This is a genomic window from Proteus sp. fly-1089, from assembly GCF_040138965.1.
Taxonomy (GTDB): domain Bacteria; phylum Pseudomonadota; class Gammaproteobacteria; order Enterobacterales; family Enterobacteriaceae; genus Proteus; species Proteus vulgaris_B.
The window spans coordinates 24,700-44,890 of the sequence record NZ_JBEETS010000005.1; the positions used below are offsets into that span (position 1 = coordinate 24,700).

The 20,191-nt window shown below is 37.8% G+C and carries 19 protein-coding genes; 3 read left to right on the top strand and 16 right to left on the bottom strand.

The features are described from left to right. Positions 1-95: 95 nt before the first annotated feature. Entirely contained in the window at positions 96-1,049 is a 954-nt protein-coding gene (gene metR, locus ABN080_RS12110; protein ID WP_115351170.1) for an HTH-type transcriptional regulator MetR, read from the top strand. Here the strand turns inward: metR and ABN080_RS12115 are convergent. From ABN080_RS12115 to ABN080_RS12140, 6 genes are all read right to left on the bottom strand, one after another. Then, the gene (locus ABN080_RS12115) at positions 964-1,836 is read right to left on the bottom strand and encodes a carboxylate/amino acid/amine transporter (protein ID WP_349441163.1); all 873 of its coding nucleotides are present in this window, start codon (positions 1,834-1,836) and stop codon (positions 964-966) included. The two genes, metR and ABN080_RS12115, sit on opposite strands and share 86 nt — an antisense overlap. 2 nt (positions 1,837-1,838) lie before the next feature. After that, complete coding sequence (locus tag ABN080_RS12120; RefSeq protein WP_072069503.1) at positions 1,839-3,488, bottom strand: Na+/H+ antiporter; 1,650 nt, start codon at positions 3,486-3,488, stop codon at positions 1,839-1,841. Between the two features lie 393 nt (positions 3,489-3,881). Next, entirely contained in the window at positions 3,882-4,385 is a 504-nt protein-coding gene (locus tag ABN080_RS12125) for a GNAT family N-acetyltransferase (protein WP_072069504.1), read from the bottom strand. A gap of 127 nt (positions 4,386-4,512) precedes the next feature. Further along, entirely contained in the window at positions 4,513-5,859 is a 1,347-nt protein-coding gene (locus tag ABN080_RS12130) for an NCS2 family permease (protein WP_164525884.1), read from the bottom strand. A gap of 759 nt (positions 5,860-6,618) precedes the next feature. Next, entirely contained in the window at positions 6,619-7,806 is a 1,188-nt protein-coding gene (locus tag ABN080_RS12135) for an MFS transporter (protein WP_196554328.1), read from the bottom strand. 200 nt (positions 7,807-8,006) lie between these two features. Further along, a complete protein-coding gene (locus ABN080_RS12140) occupies positions 8,007-8,753 on the bottom strand; it encodes a sulfite exporter TauE/SafE family protein (protein WP_502929698.1) in 747 nt (248 codons plus the stop codon). Positions 8,754-8,937: 184 nt separating this feature from the next. On the opposite strand from ABN080_RS12140, the gene ABN080_RS12145 reads away from it, so the two are divergent. Then, entirely contained in the window at positions 8,938-9,516 is a 579-nt protein-coding gene (locus ABN080_RS12145; protein ID WP_069368071.1) for a helix-turn-helix domain-containing protein, read from the top strand. 51 nt (positions 9,517-9,567) lie between these two features. On the opposite strand, the gene ilvN is transcribed toward ABN080_RS12145, so the two are convergent. Together ilvN and ilvB are read right to left on the bottom strand one after the other, a co-directional pair. After that, entirely contained in the window at positions 9,568-9,852 is a 285-nt protein-coding gene (ilvN, locus tag ABN080_RS12150; protein ID WP_006535577.1) for an acetolactate synthase small subunit, read from the bottom strand. A gap of 3 nt (positions 9,853-9,855) precedes the next feature. Further along, entirely contained in the window at positions 9,856-11,553 is a 1,698-nt protein-coding gene (gene ilvB, locus ABN080_RS12155) for an acetolactate synthase large subunit (protein WP_072069508.1), read from the bottom strand. A gap of 91 nt (positions 11,554-11,644) precedes the next feature. Here ilvB and ABN080_RS18260 point away from each other — a divergent pair, with 91 nt between their 5' ends. After that, complete coding sequence (locus tag ABN080_RS18260; protein WP_420902346.1) at positions 11,645-11,812, top strand: hypothetical protein; 168 nt, start codon at positions 11,645-11,647, stop codon at positions 11,810-11,812. Positions 11,813-12,002: 190 nt separating this feature from the next. Here ABN080_RS18260 and ABN080_RS12165 read toward each other — a convergent pair whose 3' ends face one another. The 8 genes from ABN080_RS12165 to murQ form a co-directional block, all read right to left on the bottom strand. Continuing rightward, a complete protein-coding gene (locus ABN080_RS12165; RefSeq protein ID WP_349441164.1) occupies positions 12,003-13,514 on the bottom strand; it encodes a YfcC family protein in 1,512 nt (503 codons plus the stop codon). Positions 13,515-13,615: 101 nt separating this feature from the next. Continuing rightward, on the bottom strand, positions 13,616-14,563 hold the full coding sequence (gene arcC / locus ABN080_RS12170) for a carbamate kinase (RefSeq protein ID WP_349441165.1): 948 nt from the start codon (positions 14,561-14,563) through the stop codon (positions 13,616-13,618). Between the two features lie 15 nt (positions 14,564-14,578). Continuing rightward, positions 14,579-15,571, bottom strand: a complete 993-nt coding sequence (gene argF, locus ABN080_RS12175; RefSeq protein WP_196554324.1) for an ornithine carbamoyltransferase — start codon at positions 15,569-15,571, stop codon at positions 14,579-14,581. Between the two features lie 134 nt (positions 15,572-15,705). Continuing rightward, positions 15,706-15,807, bottom strand: coding sequence for a leader peptide SpeFL (gene speFL / locus ABN080_RS12180; RefSeq protein ID WP_109372621.1), 102 nt, complete (start codon positions 15,805-15,807; stop codon positions 15,706-15,708). Between the two features lie 306 nt (positions 15,808-16,113). Next, a complete protein-coding gene (locus ABN080_RS12185; protein ID WP_349441166.1) occupies positions 16,114-16,902 on the bottom strand; it encodes a sulfite exporter TauE/SafE family protein in 789 nt (262 codons plus the stop codon). Continuing rightward, on the bottom strand, positions 16,902-17,753 hold the full coding sequence (locus tag ABN080_RS12190; RefSeq protein ID WP_349441167.1) for a MurR/RpiR family transcriptional regulator: 852 nt from the start codon (positions 17,751-17,753) through the stop codon (positions 16,902-16,904). The genes ABN080_RS12185 and ABN080_RS12190 overlap by 1 nt, the downstream gene beginning before the upstream one ends. 24 nt (positions 17,754-17,777) lie before the next feature. Then, positions 17,778-19,142, bottom strand: a complete 1,365-nt coding sequence (locus ABN080_RS12195) for a PTS transporter subunit EIIC (RefSeq protein WP_349441168.1) — start codon at positions 19,140-19,142, stop codon at positions 17,778-17,780. Positions 19,143-19,184: 42 nt separating this feature from the next. Next, a complete protein-coding gene (gene murQ / locus ABN080_RS12200) occupies positions 19,185-20,096 on the bottom strand; it encodes an N-acetylmuramic acid 6-phosphate etherase (protein WP_196554319.1) in 912 nt (303 codons plus the stop codon). Positions 20,097-20,191: the final 95 nt, after the last annotated feature.

Genomic DNA, 20,191 nt, shown 5'->3' on the forward strand with positions numbered 1-20,191 from the left:
TATTTTTAGCCGTCTAGATGTTTACACATCCATAATCTACAGGTAGTGTATAAATCACAAGCGCAAATTTTTCATCAACAACCTGAAGGTTTCTCATGATAGAAATAAAACACTTAAAAACGATATTGGCACTAAAGCACACTGGCTCTCTTGCTAACGCAGCAAATCAACTACATCAAACACAGTCGGCTCTTTCACATCAATTTAGTGAATTAGAACATCGTCTGGGTTATCGAATTTTTGTGCGTAAAAGCCAACCACTGCGTTTTACCCCACAAGGTGAAGTACTGGTCAAATTAGCTGAAGAAGTTCTGCCTATCGTACGCAGAGCGATTGAAGCGTGTAATGAGCCGGGGAGTTCAAATTTAAATATTGCGATTGAATGCCATAGTTGTATTCAATGGTTAACACCCGCATTACAGCAATATCGCCAAACATGGCCTGAAGTCAATGTTGATTTCCATTCGGGGGTTACGTTTGATCCACAACCAGCATTACTACAACGTGAATTAGATGTAGTACTAACTTCTGATATTTTAGATGATGCACGTTTACACTATACTCCGCTGTTTGACTATGAAGTTAAACTGGTTTTATCGCCCGACCACCCTCTCGCAAATCGCTTACATATTCAGCCACAAGATTTAATTGCAGAAACCTTATTTATTTATCCTGTGCAAAGAGAGCGTTTTGATGTGTGGCGCCATTTTTTACAACCCGCAGGAATAACACCACATTTTAAACATGTCGATAATACATTGTTGTTAATTCAAATGGTTGCGGCTGGCATGGGGATCGCTGCTCTACCTCATTGGGCAGTAGAGAATTTTGAAAAACAAGGATTAGTGGTGACAAAAACATTAGGCGAGGGATTATGGAGCCGGTTATATGCAGCCAATCGCAGTGGAGAGCAACATCAACCGGCAATTCGTGAATTTATTCGTTTATCAGGTCAGCACGCTGTTAACAATCTTCCTTTTGTAAAACAGGTCGGTGTATCCAGCGTCGATGGAACCAAAGTGATGCAACAATCAGGCTCGCGCCTATGATGAAACTTGGCCAATTTGGATGTTGTTGCCAAATAGAGAAATTCACTAATAACCCAGCTGGAACCATCATGTTATTCATAATAGCTAAGGTTCCAGCATCAACTTGTGTAGCACCATAGTTCCACATGAAATAGCCTATCCCAGAAGCCCCTATTCCTAACCAGAATAAAACCCCCCATTGTAGTGATGTTGTTGGCATTTTCTGCCAATCAGCAAAACACAATGCACCAACCAGTGAAACGGTAACTGCACCAAGATAAAACCAAGAAAACGCATGATGTTGTGGAATTGGATGTACTTCCATTAATCGCTTATAACCCACTTGGCCAATAGCAAAGAAAATATTAGCAAGTTGCACTAATAACAGCCCATACCAAAAATCATCACTTAAATGGTCATAACGAATAATAGCGGCGCCTAACACTGCTAATAAAGAGCTGAATGCATAACCCCAGCGTAATTTTTGGCGTTCTAATAGATCATAAATTAACGTGATATAAAGCGGTGTTAATACGGTAAACAGTAAGAATTCTGCAACGGTCAAATAGTTATAAGCATGGAAGACAAACAGATACATGATACCAAGTTGGCAAGCTCCCACACTCATATAAAGCAAAATTACCTTAAAACGAATTCCCTTCCAACGTAAGAAAGGTAAAAAGACCAAAGCCGCTAAAGAAACACGGATCAAAACAGAGAGCCAACTATCAACCTGACCCGCGAGATATTCGCCAATCAGGCTAAAAGAGGCTGCCCATAACAGTGTTGTAATAATGAGCAACCACATAATTAACTATCTTTCTCAACTAACAGTGCTTCCATTAAATCCAATTCATGTAGCAATAATTGGAGTGTTTCATTACTAATTTTTCGCGTAGCCCTTAAATGGTAAAGCTCACCACGCTCAGCACGTAATGCAGTTAGGCGAAAACGTCTTTCAAGATCTTCTTCTAACATGTTATGAACCATTTCATCTTGAGTTGCAGTACGACGTCGTAAATAGCCCGTTACCCGAGAAGCAACTTCATTAATTTCTTCTGCATCGAGTTGCTCTTCTGTACTCGCAGCTAAACGCTCTTCCATTTTATTCAAGCTGACAATCGCCACTTCTGCCATGATTTTTCGCGCATAACGAACTTCATTTTTATCAGCTTCTTTATCGGTAGTTTTCACGCCTTTCAACAAGAAAGGAAGCGAAATAATACCGACAAGGATTGACAGTAAAATAACACCTGCTGCGATAAAGATGATTTGATAACGCCCAGGGAAAGTACTGCCATCGGTTAAAAAGAGCGGAATAGAAAGCGCACCAGCAAGAGTAATCGCACCACGAACACCAGCAAATGATGAAAGCCACAGTTCACGCGTTGTATAATTGGCGAAATCAAGTGGGTGTTTTTTCATAAAGATACGGCTAATTTTTTTCATCAGCCATAACCATGTAAAGCGTAAAATAAGTAATGCAAAATAGATGACAAATACGGCAGCAAACAACATCCATACTTCAACTTCTGGATCAAGATCAGCTTGAATAACAGAGCTTGTCCAAATAATCGGAAGTTGTAAGCCAAGCATAATAAAGACCAGGCCGTTAAAGACAAATTCAAGCATTGACCACACACTATCAGCACGTAAACGCATTGCGAGTGGTGCATTACGAATAACACCGGATTTACTGATAGTCATACCGGCAGCAACTGCAGCTAAAATTCCTGAAAAACCAATATGCTCTGCAATTAAGTAGGATGCAAAAGGTAGCAATAACATAAAGACGATTTGTGTAGCAGGATCATCACCACTCCAGCGACTCATTAATCGCAGAGATTTACTGTAAATCAAGGTGACGCCAATACCGGCCAGTAGCCCGCCAACAGCGACTTTAAAGAACTCAAGTGTTGCGCCACCCACAGTAAACACCATGGTGCCCATTGCAACAGCAACCGCAAATTTCAAGGCAACCAGACCTGAAGCATCATTCATTAATGCTTCACCCTCTAAAATGCCCATTATCCGCTTAGGTATTCGCCCTTTACCGACAATAGAAGAAAGTGCTACCGCATCCGTTGGAGAAAGCACCGCCGCTAATGCGAATGCAGAAATCAGAGGGATACTTGGCATCATCCAATAAATTAAATAGCCAATACCAACAACAGTTACCATCACTAAAACAAGCACAAGAATAAAAATTTCACGCCCATTTTGAATAAATTCTCGTGTTGGCGTTTTCCAACCATCAACAAACAACAAAGGAGGGATCAATAGGACGAGGAATAATTCAGGATCAAAAGTGACATGTAAACCAAACTGAGGCCATGCCAATAAAGCCCCTATCACAATCTGTATTAATGGTAACGGAACACGAAAGGGAATTAGTTTTGTAATAACTCCCGAAACTGAAACCACCAGTATTAAAATCAAAATAGTAAAGAAAATTTCCATGTTACCCTTACATGCCTATTTTTATCCCAAAAACCTGTTATCTTTTCCTTAAAAAAGAAAACCCTACTGAATGATAAAAAAACACACCCTGCAAAAACTTATGCGCCATGCCTTTCTTTACCTTTCCTTATTTTAAACAGATCCCACACAGACTCATGCGCGATTATTTAAAATTAAGATTAATCGTATCTAACGTAACAAATTGCACACTTCTCATTACTCTCTATTTATTAACGGCATTAAACATAGAAAGCATACGTTTTTATTTCTCTTTTTCCGTCTAAACGATGTAATTACTCATATACAAACGTAAAACATTAAGAAATTAAATAAAAATAACAAATAAAAGACAATATCGATTAATTTTTAGAGTCACATCGCTTATTTACATGATTATTCAATCGTTCTTAACATCGACATCATGACAACATCACAATATTTTCCGTCTCTAAATGCCGCTTTACGACGTATACCTTCAACTTCAAAGCCTAATTTTTTATATAAATGTAAGCCTTTTTCATTATCTGAATACACTTCCAACTCTAAACGTGTTGCGGCTAGCCAATTGAATGCATAATCGATTGCTGTATTGATAAGTAACTTACCGACACCTTTTCCGGAGTACTCGGCACCCACACCAATACCAAAACTTACAATGTGGCGACGACGAGGATGATTATCAATTATCAGTGCTAAATGTCCCGCAACTTGACCATCAATAGTTGCTACAAAATTAGGAATATTTTGTTCTGCGAATTCGAGTAATCTTTTTTTCCACATCGTCACAGAAGGGTAAGGAAATTGGCAAGTACAAATATATAAATCAGGATGAGTATATAACTGTTGAATTGCGGCTGCGTCGTCTGGTTCGCCATGGCGTATTTTTATTTCTTGCATATATTCTACCAATTATTTAACAACTAAGCTTAATTTCGACAATAGCGAATTAAAGTAGATAAATAAATAGTAAAAAAGCGGAATATAGATATATTCCGCTTTTTGTCTTTAAAACCGATGATTCGAATTAAATCGCCCACTCACCCGCATAAAATGCCACTAAAGCAATTGTAATTAATACGGTACCAATATTGAGTTTACGCCATTCGCCGGCAAATACTCGACCAATCACTAAACAACCAAAACCTAGCATAATGCCAGTAACAATATTACACGTTAAAACAATAAAGACGGCACACACCATGCCTGACATTGCATCAACAAAATCACTGAAATCTAACTTAGTGACATTACCTAGCATCAATAAACCCACATACATTAATGCAGGTGCCGTTGCATAAGCTGGAACTAAATAAGAGAGAGGCGATAAGAAAAGGATCAGTAAAAATAAAATACCCACCACTGTTGCAGTTAATCCGGTTTTACCACCTGCGGCTGTTCCTGCAGCTGATTCAACATAAACGGCTGCAGGTGCGGCACCAATTACACCCGCAAAAATACTACTGACGGAGTCAGAAGTCAGTGCTTTTCCGCCATTAATAATTTGTCCACGTTTATCTAATAAATTGGCTTGACCGGCAACGGCACGGATAGTCCCGGTTGCATCAAAAATCGCAGTCATCACTAACGCAAGAACACTTGGTAAAACTAAAGGTTGTAATGCTCCTTTAATATCCATTGCGAATAATAAAGAAAGCCCTTCTTCACCTAATTGAGGCATTTTAAAAACACCTTGATATTTTACATTAGGATCGAAAATCAGCCCAATAATAGAAATGGCAACAATCACCAATAATACGCCACCTGGGACTTTGCGTTTTTCTAATCCGAAAATAGCGGCTAAACCTGCAAGTGACATCAGAACAGAAAATGAAGTAAATTTACCCATCGCCACAGGTAAACCATCTAATGGATTTTTAACGACAAGTCCAACGCTATTGGCGGCAATTAAAAGTAAAAATAAACCTATCCCTATTCCTGCGCCATGAGCAATACCTGTCGGAATATTTTTTAAGATCCAAGTACGAATGCCAGTTAATGAAAAGACAGTGAATAAACACCCCATTAAAAATACGGCGCCTAATGCAACAGGCACAGAGATATTTTGTCCCAAGACCAAGCTAAAAGCGGTAAATGCTGTTAATGAAATAGCACAACCAATCGCCATAGGAAGATTTGCCCACAATCCCATTAGAAGGGAGCCCAATCCCGCGACTAAACAGGTTGCAATAAAAACTGCAGTATGCGGAAAACCGGCTTGTCCTAGCATGCTAGGAACAACAATCACGGAATACACCATAGCCAAAAAAGTCGTCAAACCGGCGATCATTTCTTTGCGAACAGTTGTACCACGAGCTGTAAGTTTAAAATAGCTATCCAGTTTACCAGTAGTTGCTGATTGATTAGCAGACATTACATTCCTCTGACATAAAAGCGGTTCACTCTCCAAAAAACGAAAACGATTACGTATCAATTAAAATAACCTCTTACTGATAAGGATCTTAAGAGGGAGTCAAAAGCAAACGTTTGGTTTTTCGTGTGGATTGAGTGAGAGAATTTGACGCAAACGATTATCTTGTGCTTTTAGGGTAAGAATCAAGCGAAAAAACATATTTTTAATAAAAATGTCATAAAAAGATAATTTAAAGTGAGAGAAAAAGAAAAAGAGGAAAGCCACTACCGACTTTCCTCATCATTCTACTTTTGTGCGGCCATCCAATGTCATGCTTATTCCATAGTATAAAAAAAGATTAACCAATTGGTTTAATTGAATTTATATTACATACCATGATAACTAGGTATATCTATCTATTATTAGTAACTTTAATAAGTTGCTTAGATAAATAATACCTTCCGTTCCCAATGTGTGGCGATTAATGATTTGCAGTATTCATGATTTTTATCTGAAGATAGTATTATCTTCTACTTCTAACGTTAGATGAATAAACGTCGTTTTAGCAAATTACTTCTGTTCAATATAAACATTTCTAGATTATTCTTAATAACTTTTAAAATAAGTACAATTACGAAATATAATTATAATCATTTATAAAAAACAATAAGATAAAGTTTTAATATTGAGAAATTAAGAAAAGGAAGACTTCCTCTATCGTATTCCTATCACCCTAAATGGAATACGATAAAGAAGAAATAATATTAAGATGAAATAATATTAAGGTGAACTGCTATTGAGTGCTTCAACACCCACATTCCAACGTTCCATCGTTGAAACTAAGAATAAACCTGTCATGGCGACCAATAAGAATGGTAGTGAAGATGAAGAGATTTCTGACAACGCCCCTGCCAGCAAAGGCCCAGATAAATTACCCACTCCCCATAACATGGCTGCTGATGCATTAGCGACCATCAGATCATTACCTGAGAAATATTGTCCTATTTGCACCAATGCAATGGTATATATCGCACCCGCTGTTGCGCCCAACACCAGTAATAAAGGCCAAATTAAAAATGAGTGAGACATAGTGATAGGTAATAATAAGCTTGCAAGTAGCGTTACCACACCACAAATTCGATATAATCGAGTCCTATTCATATGATCAGCAAGCCAGCCAAACGGCATTTGCATAATGGCATCACCTGCTAAAATCGCGCTTATCATCATTGCGGCAATAGCTTCAGTGTGTCCCATACTTAAACCATAAATAGGAAACATAGAAAGTACGGTACCATCAAAAAAAGCAAAGAAAACAATACCGCCACAGATCGCTGGTGCAACTTTAACAAAGCGAATAATAGAAAAATTAGGCTCTTGTGTATCTTTTGGTAATTTATCACCCGTTTTTTGATCCATCATTAAAAACAGGATAATTGAGATAATATGAATAAAGACGCTAATTAGAATCGGTGTTTTATCTGCAACGCCATAAAGTGCAATAATTGAAGGCCCTAATAACTGGCTAATAGTAAATACCGTGGTATATACCGCTAAAATCCGCCCACGTTTATTATCTGGTGAAAGCTCATTAATCCACGTTTCTCCTAAACAAATCATCACACCACTGGCAATACCAGTGATTAATCGCAAAGGAAATAACAACTCTAGAGGTAAACTTCCCATTAAGGGTAATAAGCTTATTGCAGAAACAATGGTAGCTAATAGCATGGCAAAGCGTTTACCAATCCATTGCACAATACGTCGAGCAAAGGGTGAAATAATTAACATCCCAATAGCTGGTGCGGCAGAAATAAGTCCGATGATAGATTCACTAATACCCGCTAAATTGAGGCGTAGTGCAACCATGGGAATAGTTAATCCGATAACAATCCCGATAACGCCAATACTTACCGTGATAGTTGTTATCGCAAAAACTTCAGATTGGCGATAATTTTGATATGACATGTTATTTTGTTTCTGTAAGTAACAGAAACCTCTGTAATAAAAGAAAGGTAGTTAAATAAAATATTGTTATATTATAGGGGATAAGAAATAGATAAACATGCTTAAAAAATAACATTAATTAGAGAAAGATCTCCATTTGGCGCACGAAGATCTTTACCTTTCACAACATTCTCACTCCATCGTAAATTACCCTAAGGATCTTAAGAGAAATAACGGTAAATAAGCACAGCACCAGATATCAATACAATGGTATAAATCACACTCATAAATCGTGCTTTCGACATACGTAATGTTAAATTTCGTCCTAACCAAACACCTGCAAACATGGCTGGTAAGAAAATAACAGCTAACTTAAGAATATCTAATTGCCAATAAATTCCTGCAAATAAAAAAATCACAACTCGAGTTAATGTACTGAAACCAATCAACGTCGTTTGTGTAATACGGAATTTATTTTTATCTGCAATTCGTCCTGACAAGTAAATGGCATATAAAAAGCCACCACTGCCAAATAACGCACTAAATACGCCACCAATTAATCCAAAAGGATAAACTAAACGTTGAGAAAATCGGCTTTCTTGTTTTTTCCAAAATAGTGCATAAAGTGCATAACAAGCAGCAAAAATACCGAGAAGAAGAGAGAGTAAGTCCGGGCGGGTTGTTAATAGAATACTCGCACCGATAAGACTACCAATAATAATCAGCGGAATAAGATAGCGTATCTCTTTGAAATCAGCTTGTTTTCCATCTCTTAATACATTAACCACAGCGGCACTTAAATCAATTAATGCCAATAATGGCACTATCATTGAAAGTGGTAAATAAATTGCCAACACAGGACCTGCAATTAATGCTGAGCCAAATCCTGCCATACCAAAAATAACATAAGCAAAAAATAAGGTCAGTAGGCATACAAAAATATCAGCCCAACTCAGTAATTCCATCACAATAAGCCTTAAATAGTTATCATTTTCAAAAATGATATTAGCTTAATTATTAAAAATCGAACAGCTATCATAAGGCTATTCACAAAATACAGCAGAAATAGGATCTCATTTTCCGAAGACGGTTAATTAGTGTTATCATCTAATAAGAATGGCACTTTTAAACTAACGATATTTTGAATTGGCAATGAACCCACAACCTCCTAAAAAAACGAATGAGTACCTTGGTAATAAAGTCAAACAACTAAGACAATCTCGAAACTTGTCACTTAATGAGTTATCAAGAAAATCGGGAATATCCAAGGCTGCATTGTCAAAATTAGAATCTGGTGATTCTAATCCGAGGATCGATACCTTAGAGGCTATCGCAATAGCGCTTGGCTTTCCTTTGGGAGATTTATTTAGTTTTACACGCGAAGAATACCCTCGTTTAGAACGACATAAACCTATCGTTGGTGATTATGCCCAAGAGTTTAAATTCCGTATTGGTATCGGCAATATTACTGAGATTTGGCATATTGAGATGAAGCATGGCGCGATTATTAATAGCCCTGCTCACGCTGATGGTACTCAAGAACACATCATGGTCTATTCCGGTAAATTAATGATGCGTTTTGATAACGACGAAACCGTCTTATTAGAAACTGGGGATTTTTACGCTTTTCATGGCAATGCCCCCCACTCTTATATCTGTGTGGAAGGACACCTACGCGCATCCGTGATTATGTCTAGCCCAAATCAACAGCATTATCATCACCGCCCTTAAGCACTATATTGGCTCGCTCTTAATGATAAAGAGAGAGCCAATCTGCATTAATTAATTTAAGTAACTTTCCATTTGCTCAAAAACTCGTAAATCATCGCTAAACCTCACTTCTTTTACATCTTCAAGCTTTTCTACCTGACTGACCATTTGCATTAGACGATCATCTTTTTGCACTAATAGCCAAATACGACTTTTATCACTATTTTTCATTGGTAAACACAAAATGCCATCGACGTTAAATGCGCGACGAGCAAATAGACCACAAATATGGGTCATAACTCCGGGATGGTTGCGAACAATCAATTCCAGCGCGATAGGTTGTGATTGGTTTGACATAAATTAAGCTCCTATCATCTCAATATTTGCAGCCCCAGGTGGAACCATCGGAAATACTTTTTCATGGATATCAATCATAACGTGAATTAAGCAAGGCCCTGGTTTTTCAATAGCAGCTTGCAATGCACCAGCGGGATCTGCTTCCTGGTTTAAGTCACAGGTATCTAAACCAAAACCTTGTGCAATACGGATAAAGTCTGTTTGATAAGGGTAAGCCGCGGCATAAATACGCTCTTCAAAAAATAGCGTTTGTTGTTGGTGAACTAATCCTAATGCCTGATTATTAATCAAAATAATTTTGATATCTAATTGGTGTTCAGCCGCAGTGGCAAGCTCTTGAATATTCATCATAATACTGCCATCCCCCGAAAAGCAGAGGATTTTCTTATCTGGCTCAGCTAACGCCGCACCAATTGCAGCAGGTAAACCAAAACCCATCGTGCCTAATCCACCTGAAGTTAGCCATTGTCGAGGTCGATTTAACGGATACGCTTGTGCTACCCACATCTGATGTTGTCCTACGTCAGTCGTAATAATCGCATCATCATCTACGCAATTTGCGGCCGCCAATACAATACCGTAACCACTCAGAATATTTTCAGAGTTTTTCATCTCTAATGGATATTCTTGTTTCAGTGTCGTAACACGTTCTATCCATTCATTACGTTTATTGGTATTAATCAATGGTAATAACAGTGATAACACTGATTTTGCATCAGCATGGATCGCGATATCAGGGCGTTTGATCTTGCTAATTTCAGCGCGATCGATATCAACATGAATAATTTTAGCATTAGGGCAAAACTTCTCTGCTTTACCGATGGCACGATCGTCAAATCGAGCCCCTAATACAATCAACAGATCCGCTTCTTCTAAAATAAAGTTAGTACTACGAGTCGCATGCATACCCAACATCCCCAAATACAAAGGATGTGAAGGTGGCATTAAGCCTAACCCCATTAAGGTCATGGTTGTTGGCAGATTATTTTTCTCTGCCAATTCAATTGCCTCTTTACATGCCTCAGAGCTAATAATTCCTCCACCTAAATATAAAACGGGATTTTTAGCTTGATTAATCATTTGTGCCGCTTGTATCACTAAATCAGTATTAAAGGTGGGAACAGGATCCTTTTGTGGAATAGGTGGTAACGCTTCTAATGTAATTGTGGCTTGCTGAATATCTTTAGGCACATCAACCCAAACTGGTCCCGGTCTCCCTGACATTGCTAAACGGAATGCATCACAAATAATGCCAGGTAAGTCCGCAATATCGCGTACTAAATAGTTATGTTTAGTAATGGGAATAGACATGCCATAGGTATCAACTTCTTGGAAAGCATCGGTTCCGATCATGGCTGAAGAGACTTGGCCTGTAATACAAACCAAAGGAATAGAATCCAGTTTAGCATCAGCAATAGCTGTCACTAAATTCGTAGCACCTGGACCACTTGAGGCAATACACACAGCAGGTTTACCATTTGCTCTTGCAATACCTTGTGCAATAAAACCCGCACCTTGCTCATGGCGAGTTAAAATATGTCGAATAGAGTTACTTTGGCTCAATGCATCATACAAAGGAAGTGCAGCTCCACCTGGAATACCCGCAACTGTCGTAATGCCTTGTCGTTCCAGTAAATAAACGATTAATTGTGCGCCAGTAAACGTTCTACTTGTTGTGGCGTTTTCTTGTTGATCACCCATTTTTATCTGTCCTTTGTTCTAAGCCGGACTTGATGGGCAGGTAGAAATGAAAAACCCCGCCCGGTTAGTGCGCCGGCGGGGTTTCGAAACTGTGTTGATTCGGACCCGTTACGGCGCTTTGCCGACGACCACCACCACACGCACGACAACCACAGCCGCAATGTGCGCTGTTAGTCGTAGGCTTTGTAGTAGAGTAGTGATGATCATGGGTTACCTATCAATTAATTTAATGATGTGTTTGCGTGTTATCTGTATTTAAAAAAACATAACTTCTACAAATTAACAACCTTTTTTTTCGGTTTATTTTTTATCACCATTAAAAACGAGAGCTAGATCACTTCTAATGAAAATCAAAAAATAATGACGATAACAGCACAAAAAACCAGATTAATTTCACATTACAGAATAACCAAAAATCCTTTTATCTGCGTAAACACACCAACTCAATTTTATAAAAATGCAACTTGCACCAAGAGTAATGTTGCCGAAAGTACAAACATAAATACCACCATTGGCATAATAAATTTGAGCCATTTGTTATAGGAGATATCTAACATTTGCAAGGTTGCTAACACCAGTCCAGTAGGAGCTAAGAACAACATAATATATTGCCCCCAATTATATGCTGACACCACCATATAACGAGGAACACCGACTGCGTCTGCTAATGGTGCCATAATTGGCATCGCTAAGACCGCAAGGCCAGAAGAGGAAGGAACAATAAAACCTAAACAAATAAAAACAACGAGCTGTGCTAATAAGAATAGGCTTGGCGGCATTCCTGCAACCATATGAGACATAAACTCAAGGATAGTATCGGCAATTTTACCTTGTTCCATCACAAGGTTAACACCACGCGCTAAACCAATAATTAATGAAACGCCTACTAATTCAGATGCCCCGTGAATAAATCCATCAATGGCCGTTTTTTCTTTTAATCCAGAAAGGAAAATAATGACGATGGCAATGGCTAAAAAGAGAGCGGCCATTTGTGGAAACCACCAGCCCATATCCATGACACCCCAAACCATAATAGGGAAAGCGGCAACAAATAAGCAGAGGATCACTTTACGACGCCATGAAAATTCTAATATTTCGTTTGGATCGTAATTACTTAAAAAGCGCTGTTTAAAACTTTCGGCATTTTCATAGTTATAAGAAAAAGCAGGATCTTTTTTGATTTTTTTACAATACCAATATAAATAAACCAAAACGCCAATTGTACCTATAACTAACCCAATCGTACGAAAGCCAATCCCTTCAATAAAACTTATTCCTGATGCATTTGAGGCAATGACCACAGAGAATGGATTAACGGTTGAAAATCCAGCCCCCATTGAAGACGCAAGAAAAATAGCCCCAACACACACAATAGCGTCATAACCCAATATTAAGAATATCGGTACTAATATGGGATAGAAAGCTACGGCTTCTTCTTCAATCCCACAGCTTGTCCCGCCTATGGATAATATAATCGTGACACCAAATACCACTAAAAACTCTTTACCTTTGGTTCGATTTGCCAGTGCTGTTAAACCTGCATTGAATGCACCGGTTTTATTAACAACCCCAATAAGCCCCCCTAAAACAAGAATGAAAACAATAACATCAGCCCCCTCTATCGTCCCTTTCACCATACTTTCGGTAATATCCATTATCCCTTTGGGTTGCTGTGCTACACGTTCATAGGTTCCAGGTATCGCTATTGGTTTTTTAATTGTTCCATCAGTAAATTTATTAATTTCAATAGAGACATTTAAATCGTTTAATGTCGCTTGAGTTGCAGGTAATACTTCATGAGAACCATCTATTTTCGCAACCACTAATGATGGTTCTGCTGAGTTATAACTTAATCGTTGATATTCGCCTGCCGGAATAATCCACGTTAAACCAACCACAATTACTGTAATTGCAAATAAAATAGTAAATGCGGTCGGAAACGCAAACTTTTTAAGTTTCATAGCGTCCTCGACTTAAATAAGAGGTAACGACTGCCAGTAGAAATAATATCTAACTGGCAGTGTTTATTTTTAAAATTAGTTTTAGAATAATAAAAACAATATTAATTAGAGATAATTATTGTGCCTGTCTTTCCTTCTAAAGCAGATAATGCATTATCTAAAGAAGTAATAATTGCTTGAGCATCCTTGTGACTTTCTTTTATAAAATTAAGACAAGCTTCAACTTTAGGTAACATACTTCCTTTAGCAAACTGTCCTTGAGAAATATACTCTTCAGCTTGAGAAAGCGTTATTTTATCTAAGTCAACTTGCTCTGGTTTATTAAAATTAATTGCCACTTTATTAACAGCCGTTAATATCAGTAAAATATCTGTTTTTAATTCGACAGCTAATTTAGCACTGGAGTTATCTTTATCAATAACGGCATCAATACCCTCTAATAAATCATCTTTCCTAATAACAGGAATACCACCACCACCAACCGTGATCACGACGATATTGTGTTCAACTAACTGTTTAATAATCGGTGATTCTACAATTTCTAACGGCTTTGGTGATGGAATAACGCGACGATATCCACGCCCCACATCTTCCATAAAATGAAAACCATGCTCTTTTTGAATCGCCTCTGCTTGCTGTTGAGTATAAAACGCACCAATTGGTTTTGTAGGTGATAAAAAAGCAGGATCATTTTTATCCACAACCACTTGGGTCACGATTGTTGCACATCCATGATTTTTATTTAGATGTCGTGCACACAATTCATCATTAATAGCTTGTTGTAAGTGATAACCGATATAACCTTGGCTCATCGCACCACATTCAGCAAATGGCATATAAGGCGTGCCAATATTTTGTTGTGATGCATAATCCATAGCTAAATTTATCATCCCAACTTGTGGGCCATTACCATGACCAATAATGACTTGGTAACCTTTCTCAACCAAATCTACGATAGGCTTAGCGGTTTTTCGTACTATCTGCTTTTGCTCTAGTGGCGTATTTCCTAATGCATTTCCTCCTAAAGCAATAAATACCTTTTTAGGCATTGTTAACTCCTTGCTTTAGCTTAAAGTGGCGAACATAACTGCTTTAATGGTATGCATACGGTTTTCAGCTTGATCAAAAACTTTTGATTGGCGAGATTCAAAAACATCATCAGCCACTTCCATTTCACTCAAACCAAATTTCTGATAAATATCTTCACCAATAATAGTTAAACGATCGTGAAATGAAGGTAAACAGTGTAAGAAAATCGCATGAGGATTTGCCATTTTCATCATAGAACTATTCACTTGATAGGCTTTTAATAAGCGAATGCGCTCATCCCATACACTATCTGGCTCACCCATTGAAACCCAAATATCGGTATAGAGAACATCCGCGTCTTTTGCCCCTTTTTCAATATCCTCGGTTAACGTGATAGAGCCTTCATTTTCTGCCGCGATTGCACGACACTCTTTCACCAGTTGCTCTTCAGGCATTAAAGATGCTGGGCCACACGCTGTAAAATGTAAGCCTAATTTCGCACAAACGACCATTAAAGAGTTAGCTACATTATTGCGAGCATCACCAAAGAAAGTCAGCTTAAGCCCTTTTAAATGACCAAAGTTTTCTTCAACAGTCAGCATATCCGCCAACATCTGAGTTGGATGGAATTTATCAGTAAGACCATTCCATACTGGTACTCCTGATTTCGCCGCCAGTTCTTCAACTAATGACTGATCGAAACCACGATATTCAATACCATCATAGAAACGCCCTAACACACGTGCAGTATCTTCAATAGACTCTTTTTTCCCCATTTGTGATGAGCCAGGATCAAGATAAGTCACCCCCATTCCTAAATCATAGCCCGCAACTTCAAAAGCGCAGCGTGTCCGTGTTGAGGTTTTTTCAAATAATAAAACAATATTTTTACCTTCCAAAGAACGATGAGGAATACCGGTCATTTTTAATGATTTAAAATGTTTAGATAACTTTAATAAATATTGAATTTCAGCAGATGAAAAATCGAGTAATTTTAAAAAACTTCTACCTTTAATATTAATAGACATAATAATCCTATCTCCTAATTATTCTGATAATAATAGAGTTAAAAATGATTTTTTATTTATAAAAATAGAGACTCCCCCAATAACACACGTTATTAGGAAATATGCTTTATATTTTTAGCGTGAGGAAAGAGAGCTTAGCCGTTAAAAACGGAGAAATGAAAGCATTGACGTTGTTTATACATCATAATGTGGGCAATACGTCTAATATGAGGTGTTTTCCTATTATTATTTTCCATAATACTAGTACCTTCATCTATAGGTATTAAATGAGGATTACAGTGAAACATATAGGAATTAACATTAATGTGATTATCATCTCAATTATCTATTTATGACTAAAATCATATCCCATTAAAAACAAATAATAAATCAAACATCCCATTAACACACAGATATTATAAGGAGAATTGAATTTATATTATAAAACTATCTCAATTAAATTAATAAGATAATATAAAATAAACCAATAAAAACAATCAGGCTTTATTTGGTTATTATTTATTATATTTTCTAAATGTTAATATCAATGATATATTTTAACATTAAAATAATTTAGCCATCATCATTACGGCACTACAAATAATTAAAACTAAAGTCGCATACTGAAACACTCTATCAGGCATCCTTATTAGCAACCATTTAGACAGTGGAATCGAGATCAACGAGCCTAAAAATAACAAAAGCGCCAAATGAATATCCGTATGCCCGTCTTGCATATAAGCCAGTGCCGAAGATCCCGATAACAATGTTGTGGTAAATATAGAAGTACCAATGGCCTGCTTAATAGAGAGGTTTGCATAACGCAACAATAACGGTAATACAACTACACCACCCCCGACACCGGTTGCACCTAAAATAACCCCTGCCATAACCGCAGGAAGTAAAAGTGCTTTAATATTTAAAGGTGCTAGTTTTATATTTTCAATCACAACCGGAGGTGATGAGAAAAACATTCTCTGCACGAAGAGAAAAAGAGAAAAAACAATCGCACCCACGACAAGCGCATTAATTCCCCACTCTACTTGTTGCTGATACTGCTCTAATGAACCCAAATAGTTAACCAAAACGCTGGCCAAAAAGGTACTTGGTAGCATTATTCCTAATACAATCATTGCTCTTTTAAAAGGAATATTGCCAAGGCGAAAATGCATATAAGACGAGGTGACCTTCATCAACATCGATAATAAATTTGCAGTCGCCACAGCCATTAATGCATTCATACCAAAAAAATACGTCAATACAGGTAAAACAATAACACCTCCACCCACGCCCGTTGTGCTAATAATTAAACCAATAGCAGCACCCACCGCTAATGTGGTAATAAGTAACATTATTGATTTCCTTGCATGACAGCTTCTCGCCCTTTTAATAAGGCTTTTTCTGCTGACTCACTCGCCAGTGTCATATATTTAAAAAACAACACATCAAAAGCCACCATTTGTAAAACTTGTGGTGTAATGACCCCCAATTGAGAGTGTTGTTCATCATAAAAATAAGGCAAAGTATAATCAGATAAACGAGTCGCTTCATCTTGCCCAAAACGTGTTAATGCCACCGTTAAACAGCCTTCATTCTTTGCCGATTTCAACATACGATTAATATCAGCAGTATTGCCTCGTGCAGTAACCGCGATAGCAAAGTCATCAGCTGATAAATTGGCAGAATAAGCCAGTTGAGCATGAAGATCCGAACTAAATAAGGCGTTTTTATTCACACGAATAAGCTTATGAAAAATATCACTTGCTACGACTGCTGATGCTCCAATACCAAACAGGACAATACGTTTAGCTGAGACCATTTTTTCAGCCAGCAGATCAATACACTTGGGATCTAACAAAGCCAATGAATCCTGAATAGCGCTAGTAAATAGATGACCTGTTTTTGAAATAATTAATTCTGTCGGATCTGTTTTCGCTAAATTACCATAAAGAATATCGCCACTGCTTTTTTGTTGCTTTTCTTCTGAAAGATAATCAATTTTAAATTCAGGATAACCACGATATCCCATTTGACGAGAGAAACGGATAACAGAAGCACTACTTACACCGGCTTTAAGTGCCAGATCAGCCGCATTCATACTGGCAATATTCTCACTATTCTCCAATAAATAATGAGCAATACGTTGTTCTGTACCTTTGCCTTGTATTAGCAAACTTTCAAGCTTTTTTGTCAGCGTTGACATTCTGTTATCCTTTTTATCACTGGCTTATTTTTCTGGATCAGTAAAACCCATTAGCATACTGGCAATAAAACCGACAATCCATGCACCTAATACCGCGATCAGGAACTTAATAATTTGCCCATCACCAACTAACGGAATTAATGATAACCCAGCAGTACCAAATGGAATAATGATCCCCACTTGGAAATATGCCATTAATGCACCACCAGCAGCACCACCAATACATCCCGCTATAAAAGGTTTTCCTAATGGAAGAGAAACACCAAATAATAGCGGCTCACCGATGCCAAAAATACCCACAGGTAATGCGCCCATCAATGTTTTCTTTAAACGTTGATTTTTAGTACGTAGATAAACCCAAAAACAAGAGCCTACTTGCCCCATTCCGCCCATAGCTAAAATAGGGAACAGGTAATTTAAACCAAAAGTATTTAAGATTTCGGTATGAATAGGAATTAATCCTTGATGTAATCCCGTTAAGAGTAAAAATAAGAAACTCCCCCCTAACGCAGCACCAGTTACAACCGCACCACCACCTTGATTTAATAGTGATAATGATACGCCTTGCGCTAATAACTGATTAAGGTAATGACCGATAGGTTGGAATATCATAATCGCCACAAGTGAAGAGACTAAAATCGTCACAAAGGGCGTAAGAATAAGATCGAGACTCTCTTTAACGATGCTACGAAACCACAGTTCTAATTTTGAAGAGAATACCACCACCATTAAGACAGCAAAAATCCCACCACTGTTTGGCTGTAATTTCTCACCAAATAACGTGATATCAGCAAGCCCTGGCATGGCTAATAATCCAGCCATTACCGCGCCAATCGAAGTTGATGCCCCCAACTCTTTCGCTGTATTTATCCCAATCATAATGGAGAGATAAGCAAAAACGGTACTGCCGATTAATTTGAATAATTTAAATAACTCAGGGAACTGATCTACTAAACCGGGAGCCATTAAACGAATAATATTAATTAGCCCCATAATCAAGCCACAGCCAATTAATGCGGGGATCGTAGGAACAAAAATAGCCGCTAACGTATTAAGCATACGGCGAATGGAGAAGCCTTTTTTCACTGGTGTTGACGCAGGCTCATCTTCACTACTTGTAGAGCTGTTTTGCATACGCTTATTCATGATGGAATAAACTTTTGCAGCTGTTCCCATTCCGACAATCACTTGATGCTGTTCGCCATTAAATACAACACCTTTAACGCCTTCGACTTGTTTTAAAGCGTCTGCATCAAATAGCGAGCTATCTTTTAAAATCAATCGAATACGAGTCATACAATGTGTTAGGGTTGCCACATTTTGAAACCCACCAGCATGTTTTTCTATTTCTATTGCTAACGTGTCGAGATGTTCTATTTTATTAGCCATATGTATGCCTACTAAAGTTCAGAGTATTTACTCATCTTGTTATTAATTAAATAGGGCAAGTTGCTGTTGTAGCGAACGATAAGGATATTGCTGTGTGATTTGCTCAACTTTCTCCACACTTAGATGAAGCTCATACATTAAAATGGCTTTTCTAGGATGATAATTAACCATTTGTAATAGTGTTCTGGCTCTTTCATTGGAAATTCCACACACTTCGCTGACAATACCTTCAGCACGACGTTGTAATTTCTCATTACTCGCAATCACATCTACCATCAGGTTTTTATGCACTTTACCGAGCTTAGTCATTACACTGGTGCTTAACATACCCAAAATCATTTTTTGAGCAGTACCACTTTTCATTCTTGTAGAGCCAGTTAATACCTCTGCGCCTACGTCTGGTGCAATAGATAAATCAGCAATCTCACTCATCTCACTTTTTCCACGTGTGGTAATAGATATTGTTAACGCTTTTAATTTCTTGCCATATTGCAACGCGGCAACCGTAAAAGGAGTTCGACCGCTTGCGGCAATACCAATAACGACATCTTTATCACTGACATGACGATGTTGAAGCTCTTCAATTGCCGCCTCTTGGCTATCTTCAATATTTTCAACTGCTTTTAGCATTGCATCATGACCACCTGCAATAATGGCCTGCACTAATGTAGAAGGTACACCAAAAGTTGGCGGACATTCGGCACTGTCTAATACTGCTAATCGTCCACTCGTTCCTGCACCAACATAAAAAATACGCCCACCTTTTTGCAAACGTTCAGTAATTTTTTCTACCGCATAGGCAATAGCTGGTAATTCTTTTTTGACTGCATTTGCAACCGTCATATCTGCACTATTGATTAAAGTGACCAATTCCAATGCACTTAACTCTGAAAATTGGGTTGTTTCTTGGTTACTTTCATTTTTAAGACATTGGCTCAATGCATCTTCTTTCATCACAACAACCTTATGAAACTAAATTTCAATTAAAAATACATTTAATGAAATTGTATTTCAATCTTATTTGTCCTGATGGTGTGAAATAAATCACA